General features: G+C 67.3%; 12 protein-coding genes and 1 pseudogene. 4 read left to right on the top strand and 9 right to left on the bottom strand.

Features of this window, described 5'->3' with window-relative positions; genetic code table 11:
• Positions 1–43: 43 nt before the first annotated feature.
• From JOF55_RS20215 to JOF55_RS20185, 7 genes are all read right to left on the bottom strand, one after another.
• Positions 44–1,228: an acyl-CoA dehydrogenase family protein gene (locus tag JOF55_RS20215; protein ID WP_310276718.1), complete on the bottom strand. Its 1,185-nt coding sequence runs from the start codon at positions 1,226–1,228 to the stop codon at positions 44–46.
• An 8-nt stretch (positions 1,229–1,236) separates the two neighbouring features.
• Positions 1,237–2,256, bottom strand: a complete 1,020-nt coding sequence (gene dmpG, locus JOF55_RS20210; protein WP_310276716.1) for a 4-hydroxy-2-oxovalerate aldolase — start codon at positions 2,254–2,256, stop codon at positions 1,237–1,239.
• 12 nt (positions 2,257–2,268) lie between these two features.
• Positions 2,269–3,183, bottom strand: a complete 915-nt coding sequence (locus tag JOF55_RS20205) for an acetaldehyde dehydrogenase (acetylating) (RefSeq protein ID WP_310276713.1) — start codon at positions 3,181–3,183, stop codon at positions 2,269–2,271.
• Between the two features lie 11 nt (positions 3,184–3,194).
• Positions 3,195–3,980: a 2-keto-4-pentenoate hydratase gene (locus tag JOF55_RS20200; protein WP_310276710.1), complete on the bottom strand. Its 786-nt coding sequence runs from the start codon at positions 3,978–3,980 to the stop codon at positions 3,195–3,197.
• A gap of 136 nt (positions 3,981–4,116) precedes the next feature.
• Entirely contained in the window at positions 4,117–5,148 is a 1,032-nt protein-coding gene (locus JOF55_RS20195) for a 2Fe-2S iron-sulfur cluster-binding protein (protein ID WP_310276708.1), read from the bottom strand.
• A gap of 45 nt (positions 5,149–5,193) precedes the next feature.
• Entirely contained in the window at positions 5,194–6,876 is a 1,683-nt protein-coding gene (locus JOF55_RS20190; RefSeq protein ID WP_310276705.1) for an FAD-binding protein, read from the bottom strand.
• Positions 6,873–7,739 carry an alpha/beta fold hydrolase gene (locus JOF55_RS20185; protein WP_310276702.1) on the bottom strand — a complete coding sequence of 289 codons (867 nt, stop codon included), beginning with the start codon at positions 7,737–7,739 and terminating at the stop codon, positions 6,873–6,875. The genes JOF55_RS20190 and JOF55_RS20185 overlap by 4 nt, the downstream gene beginning before the upstream one ends.
• 269 nt (positions 7,740–8,008) lie before the next feature.
• On the opposite strand from JOF55_RS20185, the gene JOF55_RS20180 reads away from it, so the two are divergent.
• Positions 8,009–8,563, top strand: a complete 555-nt coding sequence (locus JOF55_RS20180; protein ID WP_310276700.1) for a flavin reductase family protein — start codon at positions 8,009–8,011, stop codon at positions 8,561–8,563.
• 7 nt (positions 8,564–8,570) lie between these two features.
• Here JOF55_RS20180 and JOF55_RS20175 read toward each other — a convergent pair whose 3' ends face one another.
• Positions 8,571–9,461 (bottom strand): IclR family transcriptional regulator, encoded by an 891-nt coding sequence (locus JOF55_RS20175; RefSeq protein ID WP_310276697.1) that lies wholly within the window; start codon positions 9,459–9,461, stop codon positions 8,571–8,573.
• 227 nt (positions 9,462–9,688) lie between these two features.
• Between JOF55_RS20175 and JOF55_RS20170 the strand changes: the two genes are divergently transcribed.
• From JOF55_RS20170 to JOF55_RS24575, 3 genes and pseudogenes are all read left to right on the top strand, one after another.
• On the top strand, positions 9,689–10,570 hold the full coding sequence (locus JOF55_RS20170; protein ID WP_310276694.1) for an LLM class F420-dependent oxidoreductase: 882 nt from the start codon (positions 9,689–9,691) through the stop codon (positions 10,568–10,570).
• Positions 10,563–11,057 carry a nuclear transport factor 2 family protein gene (locus tag JOF55_RS20165; protein WP_310276691.1) on the top strand — a complete coding sequence of 165 codons (495 nt, stop codon included), beginning with the start codon at positions 10,563–10,565 and terminating at the stop codon, positions 11,055–11,057. The genes JOF55_RS20170 and JOF55_RS20165 overlap by 8 nt, the downstream gene beginning before the upstream one ends.
• Positions 11,058–11,454: 397 nt before the next feature.
• Positions 11,455–12,581, top strand: a pseudogene (locus JOF55_RS24575) (IS630 family transposase).
• Positions 12,582–12,612: 31 nt separating this feature from the next.
• Here the strand turns inward: JOF55_RS24575 and JOF55_RS20150 are convergent.
• Positions 12,613–13,926: a UDP-glucose dehydrogenase family protein gene (locus JOF55_RS20150; protein WP_310276683.1), complete on the bottom strand. Its 1,314-nt coding sequence runs from the start codon at positions 13,924–13,926 to the stop codon at positions 12,613–12,615.
• Positions 13,927–13,961: the final 35 nt, after the last annotated feature.

Genomic DNA, 13,961 nt, shown 5'->3' with positions numbered 1-13,961 from the left:
GTTCTTCCTTCCTCATGTTGCGTGCCTGCACAGTGGGATCGGACTAGATCATCGAGCGCATGGGGCCGGGAGGCGGATCGATCCCCAGCTCGGTCAGTGCGGAAGCGTGGAACACCGATCCGGGGACGTGGATGGCGTGTGCGAGTCCCATGTGGGCGTCCCGCCAGAATCGCTGTAGCGGATTGTCCATGCGCATCGCGTTGCCACCGGACCGGGCGACGATCTCGTCGACGGCGCTGACCGCGCGCCACGCGGCATGCACCTGGGTGCGGCGGCCCACCGCACGTTCGGCAAAGCTCACCGCACGACCGGCAGCGACCGTGTCGTAGTTGCGGCAGGCGTTCTCCAGCAGCGCCGAGCGCGCGGCGTGGATCTCGGCGGCGGCCTCGCTGATCGCCGAGAGCACGTACGGGTCGTCGCGCACCTTGGTACCGGTGATCTGCACCCGGCTCTTCTGGTAGGCCATGTGGTGCGCCAGTGCCCCCTCGGCGATACCGATCACCGCCGAGGTGATGCCGAGCGGGAAGACGCAGGAGAACGGCACGTGGTAGGTCGGGTTCTCCAGGCCCGCCTCCTCGGGCGCCTGTCCGTCGATCACCTTCGAGAACGGGATCACCCGGTAGTCGGGCACGAACGCGTCGGCGACCACGATGTCCTTGCTGCCGGTTCCGCACAGGCCGACGACATCCCAGGAGTCCTCCACGATCTCGTAGTCCGCGCGCGGCAGGATCACGTGTACCGACTGCGGCGGCTGCAGCTGCTCACCTTCGGCATCCGTCAGGAAACCGCCGAGGAAAATCCAGTCGCAGTGGTCGGTTCCCGAGGAGAACTGCCACCGGCCGTTGAAGATGTAGCCACCATCCACCGGCCGCAACTGCCCCATCGGGGCGTACGGCGAGGCGATCCAGGTGTCGTTGTCCTCTCCCCAGATCTCCTGCTGCACCTTCGGGTCGGCCATCGCCATCTCCCAGGGGTGCACGCCGACGATGCCGGCGACCCATCCGGTGGAACCGTCCAGGCCGGCGATCCGCATCACCGTCTCGGCGAACTCCCGCGGATGTGCTTCCAGACCGCCGTGGGTCTTGGGTTGCAGCATCCGGATCGCTCCGGTGTCGCGCAGCAGCTTGGCCGCCGCGTCGCTGAGCTTGCCGCGGGACTCGTTGGCACTGCCCTGGGCGCTGATCTCTTCTGCGGTCGCCTCGACCGCGTCGAGTACTGGGTTCGGCATGCTGTGTCTCACTTTTCCGCGAGGGCGACTGCGATATCGATGAGTTGGTCTTCCTGTCCGCCGACGAGATTCCGGCGCCCGGCCTCGACGAGGATCTCGGCTCCGGAAACGCCGTACCGCCGGGCTTGCCGGTCGGCATGTTTGAGAAAGCTGGAGTAGACACCGGCATAGCCCATGGTCAGCGACATCCGGTCCAGCAGGCACTCGTCGTCCATGACCGGTCGCACCGCGTCCTCTGCGGCGTCGATGATCTTGGCGGTGTCGACGCCGGTACGGATGCCCAGCCGCTCGGCCACCGCGACGAACGCCTCGACCGGGGTGTTACCGGCACCGGCGCCGAATCGGCGGGCCGATCCGTCGATCTGCTGTGCGCCTGCGCGGACGGCGAGCACCGAGTTGGCCACCCCGAGCCCGAGATTCTCGTGGCCGTGGAAGCCCACCTGCGCGTCGGAGCCGAGCTCGGTGACCAGCGCGGCGATGCGGTCGCCGGTCTCTTCCATCACCAGCGCACCGGCCGAGTCCACCACGTACACGCACTGGCAACCTGCGTCCGCCATGATGCGGGCCTGCTTGGCGAGCTCCTCCGGCGGACGACTGTGCGACATCATCAGGAAGCCGACCGTCTCCAGACCGAGGTCGCGGGCGAGCCCGAAATGCTGCACGGCGATGTCTGCCTCGGTGCAGTGCGTCGCGATCCGACAGATGCGCGCACCGTTGTCGGCGGCCTGCCGGATATCGTCCTGCACGCCGAGTCCCGGCAGCATCAGGAACGCGATCTTCGCCTGGGTGGCGGTCTCGACAGCAGCCTTGATCAGCTCCTGCTCCGGCGTGTGGCTGAAGCCGTAGTTGAACGACGAGCCGCCGAGTCCGTCGCCGTGGGTCACCTCGATGACCGGTACCCCCGCCCCGTCGAGCGCGGCCACGACCGTGCGCACGTGGTCGGCCGTGAACCGGTGCCGCTTGGCGTGCGAACCGTCGCGCAGCGAGGAATCCGTGATCCGGATGTCGAGATCGTCGCTGTATGGCATGGAACTCCCCTCTCAGCCGATCGTGGTTTCGCGAGTGGACAGAACGCGCTGCGCGAATCCCTCACCGACCTTGGTGGCGGCGGCGGTCATGATGTCGAGATTCCCGGAGTACGGCGGCAGGAAATCGCCCGCGCCCTCGACCTCCAGGAACACCGCCACGCGCGCCATTCCCCCGCTCTCCGGTGTCGGATCGTCGAACTGTGGCTCGTTGCGCAGCCGGTAGCCCGGCACGTAGGCCGCGACATCGGCCACCATCCGGTGGATCGACTCCGCGATCGCCGTCCGGTCCGCGTCCTCACCGATCGCGCAGAACACCGTGTCCTGCATGATCATCGGTGGTTCCGCGGGATTGAGGACGATGATCGCCTTCCCCCGCCGTGCACCGCCGATGGTCTCGATGCCGCGACTGGTGGTGATCGTGAACTCGTCGATGTTGGCGCGCGTGCCCGGCCCCGCCGAGGGAGAGGCGACGCTGGCGACGATCTCCGCGTAGGCCACCTCGGTCACTCGCGACACCGCGTGCACGATGGGAATCGTGGCCTGCCCGCCGCACGTGATCAGGTTGACGTTCGCCGTCTCGACGTGCTCACCGAGATTCACCGCGGGCACCACGGCCGGGCCCAGCGCGGCGGGTGTCAGGTCGACGGACTGAATTCCCCGCTGCTCGTACTTGGGGGCATGCTGCTTGTGCACGTGCGCCGAGGTCGCCTCGAACACGAGGTCCGGCGGTTCCTCCTGTTCCAGCAACCGGTCCACGCCCTCGACGGAAGCGACCACGCCCTGCTCGTCCGCACGCTTGAGTCCCGGGCTGTCCGGGTCGATACCGATCATCCAGCGCGGCTCGATCATTTTCGAGCGCAGCAGCTTGTACATCAGGTCGGTGCCGATGTTGCCGGAACCGACGATCGCGGCGGTCGCCTTCGTCACTGCGCCATCCCTCACTCGAATCGTGCGGTCACGTGACCGAGTTCTGCGAACTCGGCGCGGAATATCGCGCCGGGACGGACGTCCACGGCGCGGGTACAGGAGCCGGGCAGGATGACGTGACCCGCTTGCAGCTTCACCCCGAAGCTCGCCACCTTGCGCGCCAGCCACGCCACGGCGGTCGTCGGGTTGTCCAGCACTGCACTGGTGTTGCCACGGACGACCTCGGTGCCGTCGCGGTAGAGCACGGCATCGATATCGGCCGGTTCGATCTCGCCGGGCTTGACCCGGCCCGCGCCGAGCACCACGCCTGCCGAGGACGCGTTGTCGGCGATCGTGTCGGCCAGCGCGATACGCCAGTCCCGGATCCGGCTGTCGATCAGTTCGATCGCGGGAACCAGGTACTCGGTCGCGGCCAGCACGTCCGCTTCGGTGCAGCCCCGGCCGGGCAGGTCCGCCCCGAGCACATACCCCACCTCGACCTCGATGCGCGGGTGGCAGTAGCGAGCTGCCGGAATCGGCACACCTTCCCGGCACACCATGCCGTCCACCAGGTGGCCGTAGTCCGGCTCGTCGACTCCCATCATCTGCTGCATCACCGGCGAGGAAAGTCCCACCTTGTGGCCGTACACCCGCGCACCGGCCTCGCGGCGGCGCCGAATGTTGATCAGCTGGATGTCGTAGGCGTCGGCGACGTCGATATCGGGCAACGATGCCGTCAACGGGTCGATCGGGGTCCGGTCGCACTCCGCGGCCCACAGCCGATCGGCCGCGGCACGGCGGTCTTCGACACTGAGCATTTCCTGGCCTCTCGTGATCGTCGACCGCGCCACAACGAGGGCGGTCGGCGTTGCGTAACTGCACGGTGGCACGGGTGCCGTCCTCGCAGGACGATCGTCCCGGTGACCGGGAGCCACTGCGGTGAGCACTCGGAGATCACTCGTCGTAGGTGACCTTCAGCCGACCGGTGACCGGTCTTGCCTGGCAAGCCAGGATCAGGCCGTCGTCGAGGTCCTGCTGATCGAGCACCTCGTTGTTGTCCAACGTCACCTCGCCGTCGAGGAGCACGCACGCGCAGGCGCTGCACGCCCCTTCCCGGCAGGAGAACGGGGCGTCGACGCCTGCTTCCAGCAGTGCGTCGAGCAGCTTGTTGCCACGTGGCCAGGAAACGGTCCGGGTCTGTCCGTCGAGCTCGACCTCGACCGTGCTCGACGGACCCGAGGTATCGATCTCGACCTCGTCGTCGGCGAAGGGATCACCGCGCAGCGAGGAGAACCGCTCCACATTGATCCGTTCCGCGGGAACTTGCAGCGTGGTCAGCACAGCGGTGGCAAGTTCCATGAACGGCCCCGGGCCGCAGAGAAAGATCCGCCGGTCGGTGTACGGCGCCACCAGCGCGCGGATACCGGGCTCCGTGGGCAGCCCTTGCACCGACTCCAGCCAGTGCACGATGGTGAGCCGCTCGGGGTATTCCTCGGCCAGCGTCATCAGCTCGTCGCGGAAGATCACCGACTGCTCGTCGCAGTTGGCATAGATCAGCGTGACCGAGCCGGTTCCCGCGGACAGGCACGATTTCAGGATCGACATGACCGGGGTGATCCCACTGCCGCCCGCGAGCAGCAGCACGTCCTCGTCCAGTGACCCCGGCGTGAACGTCCCCGAGGGCCGCAGCATCTCCAGTGTGGCGCCCTCGACGACGTTGTCGCAGATCCAGTTCGAACCGTATCCACCCGCGGTGCGCTTCACGGTGATTCTGGGCTTCTCCGCCCGATGCGGCGAACTGCACAGCGAATAGCAGCGCGCCGCACCACCGTCCCGGCTGGACGGGACCCGGACGGTCACGAACTGCCCTGGCCGGTAGTCGATCCCCTCGGGGGCGTCCACCGGTTCCAGCACCAGCGAATGCGCGTCCGGCGTCTCGCGGATCACCTGCACGACACGCACGCGCAGCGTGGCGGGTTGCGCCATGCCTACCTCCCGTTCTCGGTACGCCTCGGTACTCGCGAGGCACGCTCATGCCGACCGGGTGAGCGGGTCGCGTCCGGACCGGGAGCGCGTGGCGGCATGTCGGGCCGCGAGATAACCGAACACGATCGAAGGGCCGATCGTGGCGCCCGGTCCGGCGTATTCGTTCCCCATCACCGCGGCCGTGGTGTTTCCCGCGGCATAGAGCCCGTCGACCGCACCGCCCTCGGCGCGCAGCACGCGGCCGTGCTCGTCGCACACCAGACCACCCTTGGTGCCGAGGTCGCCGACCTCGATCCGCACCGCGTAGAACGGCGGCTTGGCGATCTCGTCGAGCGTCGGGTTCGGCAGTGTCGGATCGCCGTAATACCGGTCGTAGGCGCTCTCGCCGCGACGGAAGTCGGAGTCCACACCGCTGCGCGCGAAGCCGTTGAACCGCTCGACGGTGTCGCTCAGCGCATCCGCGGGAACCCCGATTCGCTTCGCCAGCTCGGCGATGGTGCCTGCCTGGTGGACGATACCGGCCTCGTGGAACTCCTTCGGGATCGACATTCCGGGGAGTATCTGCGCGAACGGGTAGCGCGCGCGTGCCTTGGCGTCCATCACGAACCACGCGGGCACGTGCCCGCCTGCGATCTGGTCGTGCACGAAGTTGACGTAGGGCGCGGACTCGTTGGTGAACCGCGTGCCTGCCGAGGACACGATCACCGACGGCGGAATGGAACGCTCCGACACCAGCGGAATGACCGCACCTGCGGGGTGCCGCACCGAGGGCATCCACCACGCGTCGTCCATCAGGTCGACGTCCGCGCCGACCTGTTGCCCCACCAGGATGCCGTCACCGATGTTCTCCTTCGCGCCGGCGCTGTAGTTCTCCCGCGCCCCGGCGGGCAGGTGTTGTTCCCGCAGTTGCTTGCTGTGCTCGAACCCACCGGTGGCCAGCAACACCCCGTGGCGGGCGCGGATCCGCAGCGTGCGGCCTTCGCGCCGCACGACGATGCCGGACACCGCGCCGTCGTCCCCGATCACCAGCTCGGTCATCGGCGTGTCCAGCCACAGCGGGACACCGGCGTCCTTGAGCGCCATCCGCAGCCGCGCCACCAGCGCGCGACCACCGGTGGCCATGTGGCGGCGGCGGATCACGTTCGAGGACACCCGCCATGCCGCGATCACCGAGGCCCAGCGACCGCGCCAGGTGCGCTTGACCATCGCCATGTCGCGGTAGTCCTTGGCGGTGATCCACAGTCCCAGCGGTCCCTTCATGTTGTTGGGGCGCTGGTACTTCTCGTCCTCGCCGAGCTTGCGGGTGTCGAAGGGTTTCGCCTCGATCGAGCGCCCCCTCGGGCGACCGCCCTCGAACTCGGGGTGGTAGTCGGAGTATCCCTTGACCCAGAAGAACCGCAGCCACTTGCTTCGGCCGAGCAGTTCCATGGCGACGGGTCCGTGATCGACGTAGGCGTCCAGCCGCGCCGCGGGCACCCGTCCCTCGGTCAGCAGGTCGAGGTAGCGGCGGATCGACTCGCGGCTGTCCTCGTGGCCCGCCGCGCGCAGGGTGGGATTGTTGGGGATCCAGATGCCACCGCCGGAGATTCCGGTGGAACCGCCGTACATCGATCCTTTCTCGACCACCAGCGTGTCGAGTCCCTCATCGGCCGCGGTGAGCGCCGCGGCCATCCCACCGCCGCCCGAGCCGACGATGACGAAGTCGTGTTCGGTGTCCCAGCGGCTCACGAGTTGTCCTTTCGGAGCAGGAAGGCCAGTACGGCGCTCTCCCAGGCCTGCTTCTGTTCGATCATCGCCCAGTGCCCGCAGTCGGGGAACACGTGCAGCTCGACATCGGGAATCGTGCGCATCGGCACGATCGCCATGTCCAGCGGGCTCACCCGGTCATCACGCCCCCAGGTGATCATCGTCCTGGCCTTGATCTTGTGCAGCATCGCCCAGGTGGGCGGCGCATCGGAGTTCTCGGCCGCAGCGGCCCGCGCCTCGAGCGCACCCCTGCCGTACATCCTGCGGGCACTGGCCAACGACTCCGGGTCGGTGGCCAGCCGCCACCGCTGTTCGATCAGCTCCTCGGTGACCATCGAACGGTCGTGGACCATCGAGTTCAACCACTGCACCAACCGCTCGCGGGTGGGATCCTCGGCGAACTCCATCAGCAGGTTGATCCCCTCGCCGGGGCCCGGGCTGAACAGGTTGCGCCCCATACCGCCGACCGTGACCAGTCTGCGTATCCGGTCCGGATGGCCGATGGCGGTTTGTGCGGCGATGATGCCCCCCATCGAGTTGCCGATCACGTCGACCTGCGACAACCCGAGGCCGTCGAGGAAACGCGGCACAGCAGGCGCGGCGGCTGCCATCGGGTGTTCGCCGGTGGAATCGCTGGCCCCGAAGCCGGGGAACTCCAACACCAGGCAACGGAAGTGCTCGGCGAACACCGGCAGGTTGCCGCTGAAGTTCTGCCAGCCGCTGACGCCGGGACCCGAGCCGTGCAGCATCAGCAGCGGTGGACCATCGCCTGCTTCGTGGTAGCGCAACACCCCCTGATCGGTCCGAAGTTCACGCAATGTGGACTCATAGGTCGGTTCCGGCATTCTGCAGACCTCAAGCTCATCGTGGGACGGTGCAAGCTCCACGCGAACGTGTGTGCGCAACGATTCCGGCTCCTCGCGCGGAATGGCTCTGTCCGCGTAACCGCTACGGTGAAGCTATCCGGTTTCGGGCGAGCCCGGCGCGATCGTCCCGATCAGCGGGACCGCGCCCGTTTGGCCGGTGCGCTGGGAAAAACGGGGGTGCGAGCACAGCTTCCGTTGATCGGGACGCCGGCGCGGCACCATCGTCGCGACACCTAACGTGCGGTGCCATGACTTCCACAGAAGCACCCGCCGGGACGGCACCGACTCCCGCGGAAATGCGCACGGCGATGGGTGCCTTCGCCAGCGGCGTCACCGTGGTGACCGGTATCGACGGCGACGAGGCGGTGGGCTTCGCCTGCCAGTCGTTCGCCTCGGTATCGCTGGAGCCACCTCTGGTGCTGTTCTGCGCCGACCATTCCGGTCGCGCCTGGCCGCGGATCCGCAACGCCGGACGGTTCTGCGTCAATGTGCTCTCCGAGCAGCAAACCGACCTCTGTGACCGCTTCGGATCGCACCGGGGGCGCAAGTACGACGGGTTGGACTGGGAGCTGTCCCACTGGAACACGCCCGCGCTGCGTGACGTGCTGCTGCGTGTACATGCAGAAATCCACGATGTCCACGTAGCGGGTGACCACGACGTGGTGATCGGGCACGTGTTGCAACTGGAGACGGTGAACGAGGAACGCCCGATGATTTTCTTCCGGGGCCGGTTCGGGATCGAACCGGAGCACGCCGAGCAGTCCCCGCCCGCGCCATGGTGTGGGACGGACCGCTGGGGATGAGCCCGCTTCAGAGCCAGTCGCCGTACTGGCCGGTGGCCAGAAAGCGGTCCATGGTCTCGGAGGACCAGGTTGCCTCCGGCGCCTCGGCGATCCGGGGCGACCGTCGGTTCTCGTGCAGGTGCGGGAACAATTCCCTCGATATCTGCCGCGCCGCATCGACCACCAGCGGGGCGACCTTCTCCAGCGGCGCACGCTGGTCGCCGACGAGCGAAATGCTCGCCGGGAGTTCCTCCGAACCACGAATGGCCGCCGCCACGCAACTGATCTCGGGAAAGCACTCGCCGCGCTCGAAGGCCAGCCCTTGTCGCCGCCGGATGCGGTTGAGCTCCTGGTGCAGCGTGCTCAGATCACCGATCGTGCGGTTGGTCAATCGCACGATGGCGTCACCGATCCGGTCCTCGACCTGCTCCGGTTGCAGCCACGTCAGCATGGCCTTGCCCAGCGCGGTGCAGTGTGCCGGGACGCGCCCCCCGACCCGTGAGGGCACGCTCGTGGCGAAGCGCCCGCCGACCTTGTCGAGGTAGTACACCTCGGCACCGTCGAGCACCGCCAAGTGAACGACCATTCCAGTTTTCATCTGGAGTTCGTGCAGCAGCGGCGCGGCGACGGAACGAACCTCGGCACAGCTGCCATCGCGACCGCCGATGCCGAGCACGCGCTGACCGAGGCTGTAGCCGGACGAGGTGCGTTCCAGCCAGCGCAGCCGCACCAGCTGATCGAGGATCCGATGAGCGGTTGAACGGGGAAGCTGCGTGCGCTGTGTGACATCATCCAGGCTCAACCGCACCGATCGCCCCTCGAAGGAATCCAGGATCAGGGTCATTCGCTCGACCATCGATGGGGGCAACCCGCGACGCTGGTCCCGCCCGGCCTCCGGCGCTGCACTGAGCACGGTCATGACACCCTCCCAAGCCGAGAAAACTGAAATGAATTATTGTTTCTCAATCTAGCAGCGACCCACGTCACAGGGAAGTACTCGTGTGCGGCCACTGCCGTCCGTTTCCCGGTGGGGCGATGCAGCCTCATCGCCGCGCGGCTCCCGGTCAGCGGGACGCACCCACGCGAAGCCACCCCGACTCGGCTAAGAACGAGCCACCAGCAGCAGTCGAGCAGAAGGCGGCGAGAATGCGGATCGGGATCGTCAGCCCGGTGGTGACCAAGGTGCCGGGGGTGCACTCGACGTGGGAACGCTCCGCGGGCATCGAGGAGCTGGGGCGAATCGCCGAAGTCGCGGACAGCCTGGGATTCCACCATCTGACCTGCAGCGAGCATGTCGCCGTCCCCACCGACATCGCCGAGCAACGTGGCGGCACCTACTGGGATCCGCTGGCCACCTTCGGGTATCTGGCCGCGCGCACCACGCGAATCCGGCTGGCCACTCGGGTGCTGGTCGTCGGCTACCACCACCCGCTCGAGATCGCCAAACGCTACGGCACGCTCGATCAGGTGTCCGGCGGCAGGCTCACGCTGGGGCTCGGTATCGGCAGCCTGCGGGAGGAGTTCGAGCTGCTCGGGGCGCAGTTCGACGGCCGAGGTGCGCGCGCCGACGATGCGATCGCCGCGCTGCGCGCCGCGCTGTCGCAGCCGGAGCCGGAATACCACGGCGAGCACTACGACTTCTCCGGCTTCCTCGTCGACCCCCATGCCGTACAGCCACGTGTCCCGCTCTGGATCGGCGGGCGGACACCACGATCACTGCGGCGGGCGCTGAGCTACGGCGACGGCTGGGTGCCCTTCGGGATCCCGACGGACAGGCTGGCGGAGATGGTGACCGCCGCGAACCCGCCCGCAGGTTTCGAGATCGTGCTCCCCGCCGGGAGCACCCTCGACCCGATCGGCTCGCCCGAGGCCGGTGAACGGGTACTGCGCCGGGCCCGGGACGCAGGCGCCACCCTCGTCGGCACCGGCATCACCGCCACCTCCACCGACCACTACTGCGAGCAACTGGCGGCGCTTCGGCAGCTCGCCGAGAAGATCGATGGACCTTGGGAGTGCTGTGATGAGTGATGTCGAGCAGCGGCTGGCCGCTCTCGAACGTCGTGTCGAGGAGCTGGAGGACGAACGAGCCGTAGCCCGGCTGGTGGCCTCCTACGGGCCGCTCGTCGACAGCGGCAGCGCCGAAGCGGTGGCCGGATTGTGGCGGCAGGACGGCAGCTACGACGTCGACGAGCTGTTGATGACCGGGCACGAGGAGATCGCGGCGATGGTGCGCTCGGCCAACCACCGGCGGTGGATCGACAGTGGCTGCGCCCATCTCGTCGGACCTCCCCATGTCACCGTGACCGGGAACGAGGCGGTTGCCGTCTGCCACTCGCTGATGGTCATCCACACCGGTGGTCGCTTCCGGATTCGCCGCGCCACCGCCAACCACTGGCGACTGCGCAAGGACACCGGCGGCTGGCGGATCACCACCCGCACCAACCGGGTGCTCGACGGCAGGCCCGAGTCGTCGGAACTGCTCGCCGCGGGCATCGGGCACGGCGACACCCCGTGACCGTGCTCCCCACCGGGCAAAGAGAAGATCTCACTGCCGATATCGAGGTACGTATCGAGTACTCCGAAACCCACATCACCGACCGCGACACGTAACCGCACGCCAGATTTACAAAATCACACCGCTTTTGAGGCGCTGTGACCGGCGCAAATACCAATCGGGGCCGCCCCCGGGAGCGGGGACGTGCCCGATTGCGTGCGGTCGATCAGGCGCTGAGTAGCTCCGTGAACGTGTCACGATCGGCATCCTGATTGAGCAACTGCTGAGCCCGCACGATGTGATCGGCAGCAGCGATCTCGCGGTCATAGGTGCTGGCTTGACCGACGTCGCGGAGGTGCTTGGCTAGTGCTGTGACCGTGAAGGTTGGCCGGGTTTGATCACGTGGCAGTCTGCTGGGATGGCGGAACGTGTGCGGGTGCGTCGGTTGACGCCGGAAGAGGGCCAGCGGCTGCAGCGGATCGTGCGGCGTGGTGAGCCGAAGCAGGCCAGGAGTGTCATCCGGTGGCGGCGGGCGACGATGATTCTGGCCTCGGCCGGTGGGAACCCGGTGCCGGTGATCGCCAAGCTGGTCGCTGCCGATGAGGACACGGTGCGGGAGGTGATTCACCGGTTCAACGAGACCGGGCTGGCCTGCCTGGACCCTAACTGGGCGGGAGGCCGTCCCCGCCTGCTCAGTACCGGCGACGAAGACTTCGTCGCCGCGACGGCCGCCACTCGCCCCCGCAAGCTGGGGCGTCCGTTTACGCGCTGGTCGATCCGCAAGTTGGCTGACTACCTGGCCGAGCACCCCTCCCGGCCGATCCGGATCGGCCGGGAAGCACTGCGCACGCTGCTCAACCGGCGAGGAATCACGTTCCAGCGCACCAAGACCTGGAAAGAGTCCACCGACCCGGACTTCGACGCCAAACTCGACCGGATCGAACACGTCCTGGACCACTACCCGGATCGGACTTTCGCCTTCGATGAGTTCGCCCCCGCTGGGTATCCGCCCGGTCGGCGGTGCCTGCTGGACCACCAGCGGGAGACCGGATCGAGTGCCGGCGACGTATCGCCGCCCCCATTTCAGTGACCTATTTCCACGGCTGCTACTCGATCGGCGATGACACCCTGTGGGGCATCAACCACCGCAAGAAGGGCACTGGCAACACCCTCACCGCCCTCACAAGCATTCGGGCTGCCCGGCCCGATGGGCAGCCGATCTCCGTCATCTTGGACAACCTCTCCGCCCACACCGGTGCCACGATCCGCCGCTGGGCCGCGCGCAACAACGTCGAGTTGTGCTTCACCCCCACTTATGCCTCGTGGGCCAACCCGATCGAGGCGCACTTCGGGCCGTTGCGGCAGTTCACCCTGGCCAACTCCAACCACCCCAACCACGTGGTCCAGACCCGCGAGCTACACCGGTACCTGCGCTGGCGCAACGCCCACGCCCGCCACCCCGACGTACTGGCCGCGAAACGCCGCGAACGCGCCCGCATCCGCAGCGAAAAAGGCCACCGCTGGGGCAGACCCCGAGCAGCATGACCAAACACCCCAAACAATCACGGTCACAGCACTAGGCAGTTCGTACCGCTGGCAGGTCTGGAAGGGGGCTGCCCAAGGCGCGTACGTGCAAGCCTGCTTCGGCGAGGTAGGTGGGGTCGAGTTGGTTGCGGGTGTCGACGACGATGTTTCCTCGCATGCGTGCTGCCAGGCTGTTCCAGGGCAGTGAGGCGAATTCAGGCCAGTCGGTGAGCAGTAGTGCGAGGTCACACCCCGCCAGTGCCTCCGCAGCGCTTGTAGTGAGGGTGAGATGGTCAGTCAGCCCGGCGACCGGTGTTGAGAGGCCGGGGTCGTAGGCGTGGACATGTGCATGCCGTGCCGCCAGCATCGTCGTGATCGGCAACGCTGGCGAGTCACGGAGGTCGTTCGTCCCCGGCTTGAAGGTCATGCCCAGGACGCCAATGTGACAGCCGGCCAGTTGGCGGTGGAGTGCGTGTTCCACAATTTTGACGACGCGGCGCTGGTGATGGGCGTTGGCTTCGAGGGCGGCACGCAAGAGTGGGATGTCGCAACCAGTGGCGTTGCCGATCGCGAGCAGCGCTCGAGTGTCCTTGGGCAGGCACGGTCCGCCCCAGCCGGGGCCGGGGCGGAGGTAGGAGGCTCCGATGCGGGAGTCGTGGCCGATGCCGGTGAGTACGTCGGTGATGTTGGCGCCGGTGTGTTCGCAGAGCTCGGCGAGCGTATTGCTGTAGGCGAGTTTCATGGCGAGGTAGCTGTTGGTCGCGTACTTGATCATTTCAGCGCTGATGGGATCTGTGGTCAGCACAGGAGCGTCCGTGGCATACAGCTGCGCCACGTGGTGAGCTGCTGCTGAGCAGTGGGCGCCGATCACGATCCGTTGCGGGTTCAAGAAGTCGTGGAGAGAACTTCCTTCTCGCAGGAATTCCGGGTTGCTGACCAGGGTGACGTCGTCCCGTTGCAGCAGGTCGGTCAGGCGCCGGTTCGTTCCCGGTGGGACGGTGGACTTCACAACGATTGTGCTGTCCGGACGTGCCAGGGTGGCCAGACGGTGGGTGACCGTGTCGATGGCGTGCATGTCGACGGCGTCTTCGGGCGAGGCGGGGGTGGGAAGGCACAGAAACACCGTTGCTGCGGCGGGCACAGCGTGTTCCAGACGTGTGTGAAACGACAGACGCCCGTGCCGCAGGTAGCGGGCCACGAGTTCCGGCAGGTTGGGCTCGGCGAGGTCGACGTGGTTGTGGCGGAGTCGGTCGATTTTCTGCTCGTCGATGTCGACGCACACGACACGGTGGCCGAGGTGGGCCATTCCCGCGGCGGTGGTGAGTCCGACGTAGCCAGCTCCGACAACGGCTACTATCTTGTCCACAGTGGCTTGTCCTCCCGTGGTGTCGTTAGTCTGCG

Origin of the sequence: Haloactinomyces albus, from assembly GCF_031458135.1 — a bacterium.
GTDB classification, from domain to species: domain Bacteria; phylum Actinomycetota; class Actinomycetes; order Mycobacteriales; family Pseudonocardiaceae; genus Haloactinomyces; species Haloactinomyces albus.
This window is presented reverse-complemented; position numbering and strand designations above follow the sequence as displayed.

Excerpts from the sequence above, each read along its gene's own strand:
- JOF55_RS20215 (WP_310276718.1), bottom strand. The coding sequence starts at position 1,228 with ATGCCGAACCCAGTACTCGACGCGGTCGAGGCGACCGCAGAAGAGATC.
- dmpG (WP_310276716.1), bottom strand. The coding sequence starts at position 2,256 with ATGCCATACAGCGACGATCTCGACATCCGGATCACGGATTCCTCGCTG.
- JOF55_RS20200 (WP_310276710.1), bottom strand. The coding sequence starts at position 3,980 with ATGCTCAGTGTCGAAGACCGCCGTGCCGCGGCCGATCGGCTGTGGGCC.
- JOF55_RS20195 (WP_310276708.1), bottom strand. The coding sequence starts at position 5,148 with ATGGCGCAACCCGCCACGCTGCGCGTGCGTGTCGTGCAGGTGATCCGC.
- JOF55_RS20185 (WP_310276702.1), bottom strand. The coding sequence starts at position 7,739 with ATGCCGGAACCGACCTATGAGTCCACATTGCGTGAACTTCGGACCGAT.
- JOF55_RS20180 (WP_310276700.1), top strand. The coding sequence starts at position 8,009 with ATGACTTCCACAGAAGCACCCGCCGGGACGGCACCGACTCCCGCGGAA.
- JOF55_RS20175 (WP_310276697.1), bottom strand. The coding sequence starts at position 9,461 with ATGACCGTGCTCAGTGCAGCGCCGGAGGCCGGGCGGGACCAGCGTCGC.
- JOF55_RS20170 (WP_310276694.1), top strand. The coding sequence starts at position 9,689 with ATGCGGATCGGGATCGTCAGCCCGGTGGTGACCAAGGTGCCGGGGGTG.
- JOF55_RS20165 (WP_310276691.1), top strand. The coding sequence starts at position 10,563 with ATGAGTGATGTCGAGCAGCGGCTGGCCGCTCTCGAACGTCGTGTCGAG.